This is a genomic window from Bradyrhizobium sp. SBR1B, from assembly GCF_014198205.1.
In the GTDB taxonomy this organism is placed as follows: Bacteria; Pseudomonadota; Alphaproteobacteria; order Rhizobiales; family Xanthobacteraceae; genus Bradyrhizobium.
The window spans coordinates 420910-434294 of record NZ_JACIHC010000002.1 but is presented as its reverse complement, the minus strand read 5'-3'; the positions used below and the strand labels follow the sequence as shown (position 1 = coordinate 434294).

Sequence of the window (13385 nt, the reverse complement as noted above, 5' to 3'; positions counted from 1 at the left end):
AGTCTGAACGGTGCTTGTGCAGAAGCCGGGATCATCGTCTGCACGGTTTCAGGAGTCTTTTGCAGTTTTCGTGCAGGCGCGCTTTTGCCTCTCGCCCAGCGCAAATCGCTTTGATAGGTGCGAAGCATCGCCACTCCCAGCGCGTGATGCATCATGCAATTCCTCCGCGGTATCGGTCTCATCCTGCTCTGGCTTGCCGCGCCTGTGGTCGCATTCGCGGCCGCGAACAAGAACGATCCCTATCTGGTCCCGTTGCGCGGCGCCGGAAACATCGCGCTTGTCGTCGCAAGCATCGCGATCGTCGTTCTCCTGCTGCGCCGCGGGCGCTGGCGTAGTATCGCGGGCAAGCTGCTCGTCACGCTCTGGTGCTTGTCGCCGCTCCTGATGTCCGCGGCACATCTGAAGTTCGAGCTGCGCAAGCACGACGTTCTCGGCGCAAGCGCCGCCGAGGCGCGACAGCTCGGGCCTCATTTCATGGTCGGCTATTCCTCGTTTCCCGAGGTCGCGCGGCTGGCCGAGCAGGGATTGATCGGCGGCGTCTACGTGACCCGGCACAACATCCGGGGCCGGACGATTGCGGCGCTACGTGCCGAAATCTCGGCGCTTCAGGACAAGCGGCGCGCGGCGGGCCTGCCGCCGCTGGTCGTCGCTGCCGACCAGGAAGGCGGCATCGTCGGGCATCTTGCCCCGCCGCTGACCAAGGTGCCGGCGCTGGCGACGCTCACCGGGCTGGCGCCCGACGACCAGCAAGCCAAAGCCGAAGAATTCGGCCGCATTCACGGACACGAGCTCAGTGCGCTTGGCGTCAACCTCAATCTCGCGCCGGTGCTCGACCTCAAGCCGCCGGCGAGGCGCAACCGTCTCGATTTCCACACGCTGATCGGCCAGCGCGCAATTGCAACCGATCCTGCTGTCGTCAGCACGATCGCAAGTGCCTATGTCCGCGGGCTGGAAGAATCCGGCGTCGGTGCCACGCTCAAGCATTTTCCGGGCATCGGCCGCGTGCGCAACGACACGCATCATTTCAGTGCCAATCTCGATACACCGGTTGGGGAATTGGAAGCCACCGACTGGCTTCCGTTCCGCGAGGTGCTGTCGCATTCGCGTAGCGCGCTGATGGTCGGCCATGTCACGCTGACCGCGGTCGATCCCGACCGTGCGGCCTCGCATTCCAAGCGCGTCGTCGATGGCATTCTCCGGGACAAATGGGGCTACCAGGGCATGGTGATGACCGACGACCTCGTGATGGGGGCGATCTACCAGAACGACGTCTGCAAGGCCGTGGTCGAGGCGATCAATGCCGGCGTCGACCTGCTGCTGGTCGCCTATGACGGAACGCAGTTCTACCGCGTCTTCGCCTGCGCTCTGGACGGCTGGCGGCAGGGCCGGCTCGATGCGGCGATGCTGCGCGCAAGCGCGACGCGTCTGGAAAGAGGATTTCCGATCGAGCAGGCACTCGTAGGCTCGGGCGCGATCAGCCTCGCCCGCCAGGACTAGCTTTTCACATACTGACGGTAGTCCGGCTCGCGGTGAAACCAGAACTCGTAGCCGGTGACGGCCTTCTGCATGGCGACGTCGTGGATCGGCTGGTTGAGCGGAACGATCGGCACGTCGCGCATGCAGAGCGCGATGAAGTCCTTCACGCACTGGTCGTACTCGGCCGCGTCCGCGGTGAAGCGGGCCTTGTCGATCAGCGCGTCCATCTCCTTGTTCTGGTAGGAGGAGATGTTGAAGATCGAGTTGTTGCCGTGGAAATTCCAGTAGAAGTAATATTCGGGATAATCGAGCCAGCCGCTGAAACGGTTGAGCGCAAGCGGCAGCTCTTTTTTATTCAGCGTCGTCCGCCAGTTTGCGCCGGGGGTCTTTTCGATTCCCGCCTTGATCCCGATCTTGGCGAGGTTCTCCTGGATCAGGATCGCGGTCGGCTCGCCGACGGTCGCGGTGCCTGTGTCGAGCGACAAGGTCGTCTCCAGGCCAGAGGCGAAGCCGGCTTCCTTCATCAACGCCTTGGCCTTGTCGAGATCGGTGACATAGGGAAACGGCTGCGGCCAAACCGGCTTTGAAACGTCGGCGGCGCCGCCGTACATGGGAACGGCGCGGCCGAAGAACGCGCTGCTCTGGATCTGCTCATACGGCATCGCCCAGGCGATGGCCTGGCGCAGCTTGGCGTTGTCGAACGGCGGCTTTGCGGTGTTCAGAGCAACGTACCAGAGCGCATTGGGGATCGGCACGCCCGACACCCTGACCTTGCCTTCCCTGATCAGCTGGTCGAAATCGCGCGGCGCAAAGCCGCTCGACAAGTCCGCATCGCCTCGCTCCAGCATGGCGCGGCGCGTGCCGCCGGAGGGAACGTCGCGTGCGATCACGCGCCTGATCTTCGGCAACGGTCCGCTCTTCCAGTCGTCGAAGCGCGCCAGCACGGTCTCGCTGCCGGGCTTCCAGCTCTCGATCCTGTAGGCGCCGCCGCCGGCCTCGTTGTTCTTCAGCCACGCCAGCGCCCACGGGTCTTCAACCGTCGCATTTTTCTTCGCCAGCTCGGAATTGATGATGAACGGCACCACGACGGCGACGTTGAACAGCAGCATCTTGTCCTTGCGGACATAGTCGATGCGGAAAGTGTGATCGTCGACGACTACGAACTGCTCGGGCTTTTCCAGCGATCCCGCCGACATCTGGAAGGTCGGAAAGCCGCCGACCTTCACCGCGCGGTCGAACGACCATTTCACGTCCTTGGCCGTAACCGGCGTCCCGTCGTGGAATTTTGCATCTTTTCGCAGGCGGAAGGTGCAGGACATGCCGTCGGCCGCGACCTCCCAGCTCTCGGCGAGTTCGGGCGCGAGCCTCTCGCGATCATACGACAGCGTTCCGTCCGGCAGCGTCTTGGAGGCGTAGGAGAGCAGGCGGTCGTAGCAATTCCACGATAGCCCGTTCACGGTCTGGTTGGAGCCGACGCCCTGCATGTCCAGCGAGTTCGGACCCAGCTCCTGCACCACCAGCAGCGTCTCGCTCCGGCCCCGCGCCCAGGCGAAGGAAGGCGCGACGGCGCTGATGCCGGCGGCACCCACGCCGCCGAGCACCACGCTGCGGCGGCTGATATGGAAGGGTGAACTGCTCATGGGGGCCTCCTGTCCGGCAATTGTCCGGTATCGAGAGGCAAGGTGTGTGCCACCGGCACGAATGATCGTACCGTATCCATGGCCGGCCGCCTCGCGCGACGGCGCGAGGCGGTTTCATTCAGTGCGCCGGTGCGTTGCGCCAGGCGCTTCCTATTCGGCCTGCTCCAGAGCGGCAGGCATCTTCGCAACCGACATCAGCGATCGCGCGACCTGATTGAGCAGGAGATCGGCGTTTTCCTCTTCGGCGAGGGATTTGGAGAGCAGGGCGACCACTGCGCTATGCCGGAGCTGCTGTGCCAGGTTGCGTGCGGTGGTATAGCCGGACATCTCGTAATGTTCGACGCGTTGAGCCGCAGAAATCAGTGCGAGGTCGGCGGCTGCGTCCTCTTGTTCTTCGCCTTCCTTCATGACCTCCTGGCCTTCCTCGATGAGGCCCATCATGCCCTTGCAAGGCTTGGCGCGAGCGTTCTCGCCGAGCAGCTCGAAGCATTCGTTGATGCGCTCGATCTGATTCTCGGTCTCGGCCAGATGCTGCTCGAACAATTCCCGCAACTGGTCGAAGCGGGCGGCCTGCGCCATCTTGGGAAGCGCCTTGGTCAACTGCTTCTCGGCATGGAGAATGTCGCGCAGTTCATGGAGCAGCAGATCGGTCAGGCCGGCTTCGTCGACGGGCGGTGAGCTCTCCGTGACGATCGGCGTGCCGGCGCCGGGATCGGCGGACTGCAGCGCGGGCGATTCCGTGAACACCCAGTCCTCACCCTCGTTCCAGGGACCGCGGGTGTCGATTTCGCCGTGCTCACCGCTGCCGGTGGAATCGTTGAAGTACTGGTTCACCAGGCCGGGCGTCGGCGCGATCCTGCCGACGCTGAAGGCCGGCTTCGACAGGCTTTCGAGCGCTCGCGCGAACGCCTTCATATGAGTGATCTCCCGCGTCATCAGGAACTGGAGTGCGTCCTTGCTGCCGGCGTCGTCGCAGAAATTGATCAGCCGTTCATAGACGATCTTCGCGCGCGCTTCGGCGGCGATGTTGCTGCGGAGGTCGACGTCGAGCTCGCCGGTGATCTTGAGATAGTCGGCGGTCCAGGGATTGCCTTGCGAATTGAACAGGTTGACGCCGCCGCCGCCGGCGATCGCAATCAGCGGATCGGCTTCCGCCGCCTGGCGGTCGTTCTTCGAAGGCGCAAGATGCATCCGTGCGAGACAACCGACGACTTCGAGATGGCTGAGCTCTTCGGTGCCGATATCCATCAAGAGATCCTTGCGGTCGGGGTCCTCGCAATTCAAACCTTGAATCGAGTATTGCATCGCGGCCGCGAGTTCCCCGTTGGCGCCGCCGAACTGCTCGAGCAGCATATTGCCGAAGCGGGGATCGGGTTCGTCGACACGCACGGTGAACATCAGTTTTTTGACGTGATGATACATGGGAGGGCTCGCGCTCTGAGGGAAACTATGCGCGTCAACCGACCCTCGGAATGTTCGTTCCTACTCTCGTCGAGATTCGGATCCGGTGCTGTGCGAGGAAGTAAAGCGGAGCGCATATGCACGTTCGTTGGTGCAGGCGAGATCTCTACGATCCCGCTGCTGCGCGGCTCTACGGCGCCCGCGCGATCAGTCCGTCAATCATCGCGCGCACGAGGCCTGCGATTTCCTTGCGCAGCGCCGGTAGCGGCACGGCGACCAGCTTCTGCTCCAACCCCAGCGCCACCATGCCATGCACCGCCGAGAACAGGCTGCGCGCGGTGATGCCGAGCTCCTCCTGGCCGCGCTTTGGAAACAGCGCGGCCAGCGGCTGGTAGATGTGGCGGAACAGCTGCATCTGATCCGCGACGGACCAGTCGGGGACGACCTTGTCGGCCTCCATGCGGTGCTCGAACAGCGCGCGCCAGAGCTGGAGATTTTCCGCCGCGAAATCGCAATAGGCGATGGCGATGCGGACCAGGGTCTCCTGCGGCGAGGGGACGCCCGCGCCTTCCGCCACGCTCAGCGCCTCGTCGAGCCGGAGCAACGTGCGCGACCCCACACGCAGGATCAGCTCGTCCATGTCGGCCACGAGATTATAGACCGCACCATTGGCGCAGCCGATCTCGCGGGCGAGATCGCGGGTTTTCAGCCCTGACAAACCACGGTCCGCGATCATCCGTTCCGCCGCCAGGATGAGCGCGGATCGAAGTTTCTCTCGACGTTCCAAGGCTTTAGACATATGTCGGCAAAATTCTTGAGCGTTGCTCAAATTTCTCTTGAACAATGTTCAAGGTTGTTGCTACAAAGGTTCTGTGAGCAACGCTCATAACAGGGAGCAACAGATGTTCAAGACCGTCGTGACACTTTTCCGCGGCAGCGTGGCCGCCGCCGGCGAAGAGCTGGAAGACCGAACTGCCCTTCTGATCCTCGACCAGCAGATGCGGGATGCGGCAGCCGCCGTCGAGCGCAGCAAGCGGACGCTGGCCCTGGCCATCGCGCAGGATCAGCAGGAAGGCCGCAAGCTCGAGGCGACGATCGCCCGCATTGCCGATCTCGAGACGCGCGCGGTTGCGGCGCTCGACGGCGGCCGCGAGGATCTCGCCAGGGACGCTGCCGAAGCCATCGCAGGCTTGGAGGCCGACCGCGATGCGGCGATGACGGCCCGCGCCTTGTTCGCGACCGAGATCGCCCGGCTGAAGCGACACGTCGCAACCGCGCAGGCCCGCATCACCGAGCTCGATCGCGGCCGCCGCGTCGCCCGCGCCTCGGAGGCGGTGCGCTCGCTTCGCCGCAGCGGCATCGAGGCGGCACGCCCTTACGAATCCACGCTGCCGGAGGCGGAGAGCACCCTGCGGCGCCTGCGCGAGCGGCAGGTGGAGGCCCAGGCGGCCGATGATGCGCTGGTCGAGCTCGATGCGGCCACCGGTCCGCTCGCCACCGCCGAGAGACTCGCCGAGCAGGGTTTTGGCCCCCGGCTGAAGACGACTGCGGACGACGTGCTGGTCCGGTTGAAGTCCAAGCGCGCGCCGACTGCCTGATCCCCAACCCCATCATCATTCGAACCAACAGGAGACGATCATGAACCAGAACGGCCAACCCCATAGCAGCGCCTGGGTGACCTTCACTTACGCGTCCTTCGCAGCCTCCGCGTTCCTCATTGCCATCGGCATCTTCTTCCTGCCGATCGACCTCTGGATGAAGGGCTATCTCACCATGGGCATCGTGATGCTGATCCAGACCTGCATCACCCTGACCAAGACCGTGCGCGACAATCACGAGAGCAGCCGGCTGGTGAACCGCATCGAGGATGCCAAGGCCGAACGGCTGCTGATGGAGGTTTCCAAGGCGGCTTGAAGAATGTGCCTTGCGCCAATCGGACCACGAGCAAGAGAGCCGCGGAGCGTCGCGCCGCGGCTCTCGCGTCCGCGACCACCCGGAATGACGTTTTGATCGGGCCTTCCGATCCGCATCCCGCATTGTACTTCGAACGCAGGTGCGTTATGGCTCTCGCGCTTTCCAGAGGCGGAGACGAGCTTTGTCGAAACAATCGCTGCGTGAGGAGGCCGAGCGCCTGATCCGCGAATCGATGGAAAAGAAGACCATCGTCGTCAAGCAGGGCGCGACCCGCATCGAGGCCGTCTGCGGCAAGTGCGGCGCGCCGAACCGGATCCAGGCGGAAAAAGGCCAGACCCGGGTCAAGTTCGCTTGCAAGAATTGCGGGCATCAGCAAGAGACGCTGTAGGGCGGTTGCGACTTACCGCGCCGCGAACACTCCAACCCTCATCCTGAGGAGCCCGCTGAAAGCGGGCGTCTCGAAGGATCGAGGCCGGGCTGTTGCAGCCGGGCCTGCATGGTTCGAGACGCGCGCAAGGGCGCGCTCCTCACCATGAGGGTCTGACAGTTATTTCCCTTCCACGAACCTGGTGAACGCGTCCGCGTAGTCCGGGTGCCAGCGCGACAGCGGCGGGCGGTTCTCGACGATGTCGCCGGCGGCCCATTGCATGCGCTTCTCGTCGAGCGCGCGCGGCACGTCGTTGTCCGGGCACAGGATGTAGAAATCGCCCGCCTCCAGCCGCGCCAGCATGAAATCGACCGTTTGCTCCGGCGTCCACGCGCCGTCCGGCTTTTCGGTGCGCCCCTTCGCGGTGAGGCCGGTGAAGACGAAGCCGGGAATAAGCAAATGTGCCGTGACGCGACAGTCTCTCATGTTGCGCAGCTCGTGCTGAAGCGCTTCGGTAAATGCCTTCACGCCGGCCTTGGAGACATTGTAGGCGGGGTCGCCCGGCGGTGTGGTGATGCCCTGCTTCGAGCCGGTGTTGATGATGAGGCCGGTCTTGCCGCGTGCGATCATGTTGGGCGCGAAGATGCGCGAGCCGTTGATGATGCCCCACATATTGACGGCGATGATGCGCTGCCAATTGTCGGGTTCGCCGAACAGCGTGCTGCCCGGCTGGATGCCGGCATTATTCATGAGCAGGTCCGTTCCGCCGAACTGCGCAGCCACGGCGTGTTCCAGTTCCGTCACGCTCTCCGCGCTGCTGACATCGACGGCGAAGGTCATCACGTTCGTGGCAACCGTGACGGATGACAGTTTTGTCGCAGCGTCCGCCAGCCGCTTCTGGTCCACGTCCGCGATACACACCTTCATGCCGGCGCGCGCGAACGCTGCGGCCGCCGCAAATCCGATTCCGGATGCGCCACCTGTGATCACGGCGACATTGTCTTTGACGATGGCGGGATGTGGCATGGATCATCTCCGGGGAGGACTCTTCGTCGCGTTATAACATGGCAGCACTCCGACCCTGCACAAGTTGGCATGGGAGGTCTTCGTTCGGCGCTGCCTTTACGCCTATCCGGCACGGCTGTATCCTTCATCCCAACGATCCCGCCCAGATCGAACCAATAAATCACCTGACAGGGAGTGCAGCCATGGCTGTGTCGCAGGCTATTCCGATCACGCGCCATCCGTTCGCGAATGGGTCCTACAAGCAGATGCTGATCGACGGGAAGTGGGTCGACGCAGCCTCAGGCAAGCGCTTCGAGACTCACAACCCTGCCACCGGCGAATTGCTCGCCACCGTCGCCGAGGGCGACAAGGAAGACATCGATCGTGCGGTTGCCGCCGCCCGCCGCGCCTTCGAGGGCCCCTGGAGCAAAGTGAAACCGTTCGAGCGGCAGAATCTGCTGCTCAAGCTCGCCGATCTCGTCGAGAAGAATTTCGACGAATTGTCGCAGCTCGACACCCTCGACATGGGTGCGCCTCTCAGCCGCACCCGGGCCTATCGTCTGCGCGCCGTCGGCATGCTGCGTTATTACGCCGGCCAGACCACGGCGATCCACGGCGAGACCATCGAGAACTCGCTGCCCGGCGAAATCTTCTCCTACACGCTGAAGGAGCCGATCGGTGTCGTCGGCGCCATCATTCCCTGGAACGGCCCGCTGACCGCGACGATCTGGAAGATCGGCCCGGCGATCGCGACCGGCTGCACCGTGGTGCTCAAGCCCGCCGAAGAGGCGCCGCTGACATCGCTGCGTATCGCCGAGCTGGCGATGGAGGCCGGCATTCCGCCCGGCGTCGTCAACGTCGTGCCCGGCTATGGCGAGACCGCGGGCGCCGCGCTCGCCTCGCATCATGACGTCGACAAGGTCGCCTTCACCGGCTCGCACGTCACGGGTCAGTCGATCATCCGCGCCTCCGCCGGTAACCTCAAGCGTGTTTCGCTCGAGCTCGGCGGCAAGTCGCCGGACATCGTGTTCGCCGACGCCGATCTCGACGCCGCAGTGCCGGGTGCGGCGATGGCGGTGTTCGCCAATTCGGGGCAGATCTGCAGCGCCGGCACGCGCTTGTTCGTCGAGCAGTCGATCTACGAGGAGTTCGTCGGCCGCGTCGCCGAGTTCGGCAAGAAGCTGCAGGTCGGCAACGGTCTCGATCCCAATGTGCAGATCGGCCCGCTGGTGTCCGAGCAGCAGCTCGAGCGCGTCACCGGCTATCTCGACATCGGCCAGAAGGAAGGCGCGAAGGCGCTCGCCGGCGGGGGCCGCGTCACCGAGGGGGCATTGTCGAAGGGCTTCTTCGTCTCGCCGACCGTGTTCGCGGGCGTTCAGGACAACATGCGCATCGCGCAGGAGGAGATTTTTGGCCCCGTCATCTCAGCGATCGCATTCAAGGACATGGACGAGCTGGTCAAGCGCGCCAACAACACCACCTTCGGCCTCGGCTCGGGCCTGTGGACGCGCGACGTCAGCAAGGCGCATGCGGTTGCAAAGTCGCTGCGCGCCGGCTCGGTCTGGGTGAACTGCTACCAGGCCATGGACCCGGCCGTGCCCTTCGGCGGCTACAAGATGAGCGGCTATGGCCGCGAGTCCGGCAAGCAGCATGTCGAGGAATATCTCAACGTGAAGGCCGTCTGGGTCAAGACGGCCTAGCCCCTGTGCTCTCCGCCTTCCGCGAGAGGGAATATCTGCTTTTGTGGGGCGGCGCCTTTTCCGGGGGCCGCCCCTCGCTATATGATCCGCATCCTTCCAAAGTAATTCGGGGTCAGCATGAAATTCGAGGCGTTGTTTAGACCGTTGCAGGTCGGGCCGTACAAGCTTGCGCATCGCGTGGCGATGGCGCCGCTGACACGCATGCGGGCCGAGCGCGCGAGCTTTTCTCCGAGGCCGCTCAACGCCGAATATTACGGCCAGCGTGCGACGCAAGGTGGCCTGATCATCGCCGAAGCCTCGCCGGTGCTCTCGCATGGCCGCGGTAATCCCGCGACGCCCGGCATCTATTCGGAAACGCAGATCGCCGGCTGGCGCAAGGTGACGGATGCGGTGCACGCCAAGGGCGGCATCATCTTCCTCCAACTCTGGCATGTCGGCCGCGTCTCGCATTCCTCCTTCCACGGCGGCGAGCTGCCGGTTTCGGCTTCGGCGATCCCGATCAAGGCCGAGGGCATGAAGGCGATGACGGCCGACGGCAAGATCTCGGACTATGAGACGCCGCGAGCGCTGGAGACCGAGGAGGTCAAGGGTATCGTCGAGGCCTTCAGGCAAGGCGCGAAGAATGCGCTCGCGGCCGGATTCGACGGCGTCGAGATCCACGGTGCCAACGGCTATCTGCTCGAGCAATTCCTGCAATCACGCAGCAACCAGCGCACCGATCAATATGGCGGCGGAATCGAGAACCGCGCGCGGCTGCTGCTCGAGGTCACGCAGGCCGCGATCGATGTCTGGGGCGCCAACCGCGTCGCCGTGCGGCTGTCGCCCCACGGCATCGCCAATGATTCCGGCGAGCCCGACCCGATGCCGCTCTATACACACGTGGTGAAGGCGCTCGACAAGCTCGGCCTTGCCTATCTGCACTTCATCGAGCCGCGCTCCAGCGGCGCCGGCCGTGCCGACGTCCATTGGGAGAACGTGCCTTCCGCGATGGTGCTGTTCCGTCCGCACTACAGCGGCGTGCTGATGACCGCCGGAGGCTTCACCGGCGAGACCGCCAATGCCGCGATCGCCGAGGGGCACGCCGACATCATTGCCTTCGGCCGCATCTTCATCTCCAACCCCGACCTGCCGCGGCGGCTGGAGCATGACTATCCGATCACCCCGTACAACCGCGCGACGTTCTACGGCGGCGAGGAGAAGGGGTACACGGATTATCCTGTTTATGACGAGCTGACGCCGGCCTGATCTCTTCCGTCATCCGGGCGATGCGTAGCATCGAACTATGGTGCGCAATTGCGCACCGGAGAATCTCGAGATTCCGGGTCTGGTGCTTCGCACCATCCCGGAATGACAGCAGGGAAAACACAAATGGCCAAAGCCGCAGCCGCCGCAGGCCTCGCCACCGGGCAATGCCTCTGCGGCAAGGTCACCTTCGAGATCGATATCCCTGCGCGCTGGGCCTGGCACGATCACTCCGCCTCCAGCCGCCGCGCTCACGGCGCGGCGTACGCGACCTATGTCGGCAGCTGGAAGAAGCGGTTTCGCATTACGTCAGGCAAGACGGCTCTGACGCGCTACGAGGACAAGTCCACCAGGACCACGCGCAGCTTCTGCTCGCAATGCGGGACGCCGATCGCCTATGAACGTCCGCGCGGTCCGCACATGGTCAACATCCCGCGTGCGCTCTTTAGGGAGCGCACCGGCCGCCAGCCGCTCTATCACATCGCGATCGAGGAGCTGCAGGATTGGGCCTATACCGGCGAGCCGCTGGTGCCGCTGAAAGGCTTTCCGGGCGTGGTCTGGCAGCGCTCGAAAAAGAAGAAGCGGGCGGGTGGCGAGGATCCGTTCGAGCTGGGGCGGGAGGAGATGTAATGCGCAACGTACTCCGCTCTCGTGCCCCGGAAGCGGTGCGGCACGAAGTGACGCTCCGCTGAGCCGGGGCCCATACGGCGGAGAATGCGGCGAGCAACTGGGTCCCGGCTCTGCGCCGCACCGCTGCGCGCTGCGTCGCGTCCGGGACACGAGCGGGGTTTCCATGCAACGCAGCCATGACCACGCTTCCTTGCGCGCCTCCCGCGACTTCGGCCATCATGCTTTCAGTCCTTGCGGCAACGTCCGCTCCTGGAGGAAACATGAAGAACAAGATCACCGGCCGCTCCGCCTTTCTCGCGCTGCTCAAGGACGAGGGCATCACGCATCTGTTCGGCAACCCCGGCACCACCGAGCTGCCGATCATGCATGCGCTGAAGGACCATCCAGACCTCACCTACGTGATGGCGATGCAGGAGAGTCTGGTGGTCGCGATCGCCGATGGCTATAGCCGCGCTTCGGGAAAGCTCGTCGCCTGCAACGTCCATGTCGCGCCCGGCCTCGGCAACGCGATGGGCTCGCTCTACAACGCCCAGTTCACGGGTACGCCGATGATCCTGACCGCCGGCCAGCAGGAGCAGGGCCATGGCCTGATGGAGCCAGTGCTGTATGGCCCGCTGGTGCGCATGGCCGAGCCGCTGGTGAAGTGGGCGGTGGAGGTGACGCGGCTGGAGGATCTGCCGCGCATCGTGCGCCGTGCCGCCAAGATTGCGACGACGCCGCCGACGGGGCCGGTGTTCATCTCGCTGCCCGGCGACATCCTGAACAGCGAAGCCGGGATCGATCTCGGCCGCTCCACCCGCATCGACGCGCGGACGAGACCGTCGGACGAAGCGCTCAAGGCGTTTGCTGCGCGCCTGCTCAGGGCGGAGCGCCCCGTGATCGTCACCATGGACGAGGTGGTCAAGAGCGATGCGCTGAAGGAGGCCGCCGAACTTGCCGAACTGCTCGGCGCGGCGGCCTTTCAGTCCTCGACGCCCTATGGCTCGCACTTCCTGTCGGAGAGCCCGAGCTTCGTCGGCACGCTGGCACGCGTGCAGAAGGTCGCGCGCGATACGCTTGCGCCATACGACCTCCTGATCGCGCTCGGCGGCGATCCGTTGCGGATGTCTGTTTATAGCGAGGTTGATGCGCTGCCGGATGGTCTCGGTGTCGTGCAGATCGGCCTCGTCGATTGGGAGATCGCCAAGAATTATGGCGTCGAGATCGCCCTGAAGGCGGATCTGAAGGAAACCTTGCGCGCGCTGATCCCGGTGCTGAAAGAGATGGGTGGCGCGACACTGGCGAGCCGCGCCAAGCAGCGTCTCGCCGAACTCGCGCCGAAGAACTGGACCGCACGCCGCGCGGCGCTGGTCGAGCAGATCGGCAAGAGCGCTGGCCGCACGCCAATCGATCCGGACTTCCTGGTGCTGCAAATGGTCGAGGCCATGCCTGACAATGCCATCCTGGTCGACGAAGGCCTCACCTCCAGCCGTCAAGTGACGGCGCTGCGGCCGCATCGCGATCGCTACGGCTATCACGGTCTTGCCTCGGGCGGCATCGGCTGGGGCCTGCCGGCCTCGGTCGGCGCTAGCATCGCCAATCCTGATCGTCCGGTCGTCTGCTTCTCGGGCGATGGCAGTGCGATGTATTCGATCCAGTCGCTATGGACCGCGGCGCATCACAAGCTGCCGCTCAACGTCGTCATCGTCAACAATGGTGGCTACCGCATCATCAAGCAGCGCCTGCTCGCTTTCCACGGCGACGACAATTATGTCGGCATGGATTTCGTCGATCCGCCCGTGGATTTCGCCGGCGTCGCCAAGGCGCTCGGCTGCGAGGTGATCAAGGTCAGCGATCCCCGCGAGCTGAAGGCGACGCTGGCATCGGCGTTCAATCGGCCGGGGACGAAGCTGATCGAGGTGATGGTGGACGGGAAGGTGTAGGGCAGGCTGCTTCCGAACGCCGGGACCCACCGCGCGATCTATCGATTGCGGACAGAGCTAATCCCGAACAAGGAGTCTTCGCCAAACC

The 13385-nt window shown here is 64.3% G+C and carries 12 protein-coding genes; 8 read left to right on the top strand and 4 right to left on the bottom strand.

Going from position 1 to position 13385, the window contains the following annotated elements; all coding sequences use genetic code 11:
* The first annotated feature begins 153 nt into the window (after positions 1–153).
* Positions 154–1497 (top strand): glycoside hydrolase family 3 protein, encoded by a 1344-nt coding sequence (locus GGD61_RS06715; RefSeq protein ID WP_183230445.1) that lies wholly within the window; start codon positions 154–156, stop codon positions 1495–1497.
* On the opposite strand, the gene GGD61_RS06710 is transcribed toward GGD61_RS06715, so the two are convergent.
* The 3 genes from GGD61_RS06710 to GGD61_RS06700 form a co-directional block, all read right to left on the bottom strand.
* Positions 1494–3116, bottom strand: coding sequence for an ABC transporter substrate-binding protein (locus GGD61_RS06710; RefSeq protein WP_092255434.1), 1623 nt, complete (start codon positions 3114–3116; stop codon positions 1494–1496). The genes GGD61_RS06715 and GGD61_RS06710 overlap by 4 nt on opposite strands.
* Positions 3117–3266: 150 nt before the next feature.
* A complete protein-coding gene (locus GGD61_RS06705) occupies positions 3267–4538 on the bottom strand; it encodes a DUF892 family protein (protein WP_092255432.1) in 1272 nt (423 codons plus the stop codon).
* Positions 4539–4707: 169 nt separating this feature from the next.
* The gene (locus GGD61_RS06700) at positions 4708–5316 is read right to left on the bottom strand and encodes a TetR/AcrR family transcriptional regulator (RefSeq protein ID WP_092255429.1); all 609 of its coding nucleotides are present in this window, start codon (positions 5314–5316) and stop codon (positions 4708–4710) included.
* A 103-nt stretch (positions 5317–5419) separates the two neighbouring features.
* Here GGD61_RS06700 and GGD61_RS06695 point away from each other — a divergent pair, with 103 nt between their 5' ends.
* From GGD61_RS06695 to GGD61_RS06685, 3 genes are all read left to right on the top strand, one after another.
* A complete protein-coding gene (locus GGD61_RS06695; RefSeq protein ID WP_092255426.1) occupies positions 5420–6115 on the top strand; it encodes a PspA/IM30 family protein in 696 nt (231 codons plus the stop codon).
* Between the two features lie 40 nt (positions 6116–6155).
* Entirely contained in the window at positions 6156–6431 is a 276-nt protein-coding gene (locus GGD61_RS06690; RefSeq protein WP_018321499.1) for a YiaA/YiaB family inner membrane protein, read from the top strand.
* Between the two features lie 181 nt (positions 6432–6612).
* Entirely contained in the window at positions 6613–6819 is a 207-nt protein-coding gene (locus tag GGD61_RS06685; protein WP_092255423.1) for a hypothetical protein, read from the top strand.
* Between the two features lie 159 nt (positions 6820–6978).
* On the opposite strand, the gene GGD61_RS06680 is transcribed toward GGD61_RS06685, so the two are convergent.
* Positions 6979–7824, bottom strand: coding sequence for an SDR family NAD(P)-dependent oxidoreductase (locus tag GGD61_RS06680; protein ID WP_092255420.1), 846 nt, complete (start codon positions 7822–7824; stop codon positions 6979–6981).
* A 182-nt stretch (positions 7825–8006) separates the two neighbouring features.
* Here GGD61_RS06680 and GGD61_RS06675 point away from each other — a divergent pair, with 182 nt between their 5' ends.
* The 4 genes from GGD61_RS06675 (at position 8007) to GGD61_RS06660 (ending at position 13297) form a co-directional block, all read left to right on the top strand.
* Entirely contained in the window at positions 8007–9503 is a 1497-nt protein-coding gene (locus GGD61_RS06675; RefSeq protein ID WP_018321502.1) for an aldehyde dehydrogenase family protein, read from the top strand.
* A 117-nt stretch (positions 9504–9620) separates the two neighbouring features.
* Positions 9621–10748, top strand: a complete 1128-nt coding sequence (locus GGD61_RS06670) for an alkene reductase (RefSeq protein WP_092255417.1) — start codon at positions 9621–9623, stop codon at positions 10746–10748.
* 123 nt (positions 10749–10871) lie between these two features.
* Entirely contained in the window at positions 10872–11375 is a 504-nt protein-coding gene (locus GGD61_RS06665) for a GFA family protein (protein ID WP_092255415.1), read from the top strand.
* Between the two features lie 260 nt (positions 11376–11635).
* The gene (locus tag GGD61_RS06660) at positions 11636–13297 is read left to right on the top strand and encodes a thiamine pyrophosphate-binding protein (protein ID WP_183230444.1); all 1662 of its coding nucleotides are present in this window, start codon (positions 11636–11638) and stop codon (positions 13295–13297) included.
* Positions 13298–13385: the final 88 nt, after the last annotated feature.

Coding starts and splice junctions, on each gene's coding strand:
- GGD61_RS06665 (WP_092255415.1), top strand. CDS start 10,872: ATGGCCAAAGCCGCAGCCGCCGCAGGCCTCGCCACCGGGCAATGCCTC.
- GGD61_RS06690 (WP_018321499.1), top strand. CDS start 6,156: ATGAACCAGAACGGCCAACCCCATAGCAGCGCCTGGGTGACCTTCACT.
- GGD61_RS06670 (WP_092255417.1), top strand. CDS start 9,621: ATGAAATTCGAGGCGTTGTTTAGACCGTTGCAGGTCGGGCCGTACAAG.
- GGD61_RS06680 (WP_092255420.1), bottom strand. CDS start 7,824: ATGCCACATCCCGCCATCGTCAAAGACAATGTCGCCGTGATCACAGGT.
- GGD61_RS06715 (WP_183230445.1), top strand. CDS start 154: ATGCAATTCCTCCGCGGTATCGGTCTCATCCTGCTCTGGCTTGCCGCG.
- GGD61_RS06700 (WP_092255429.1), bottom strand. CDS start 5,316: ATGTCTAAAGCCTTGGAACGTCGAGAGAAACTTCGATCCGCGCTCATC.
- GGD61_RS06705 (WP_092255432.1), bottom strand. CDS start 4,538: ATGTATCATCACGTCAAAAAACTGATGTTCACCGTGCGTGTCGACGAA.
- GGD61_RS06660 (WP_183230444.1), top strand. CDS start 11,636: ATGAAGAACAAGATCACCGGCCGCTCCGCCTTTCTCGCGCTGCTCAAG.
- GGD61_RS06695 (WP_092255426.1), top strand. CDS start 5,420: ATGTTCAAGACCGTCGTGACACTTTTCCGCGGCAGCGTGGCCGCCGCC.
- GGD61_RS06710 (WP_092255434.1), bottom strand. CDS start 3,116: ATGAGCAGTTCACCCTTCCATATCAGCCGCCGCAGCGTGGTGCTCGGC.
- GGD61_RS06675 (WP_018321502.1), top strand. CDS start 8,007: ATGGCTGTGTCGCAGGCTATTCCGATCACGCGCCATCCGTTCGCGAAT.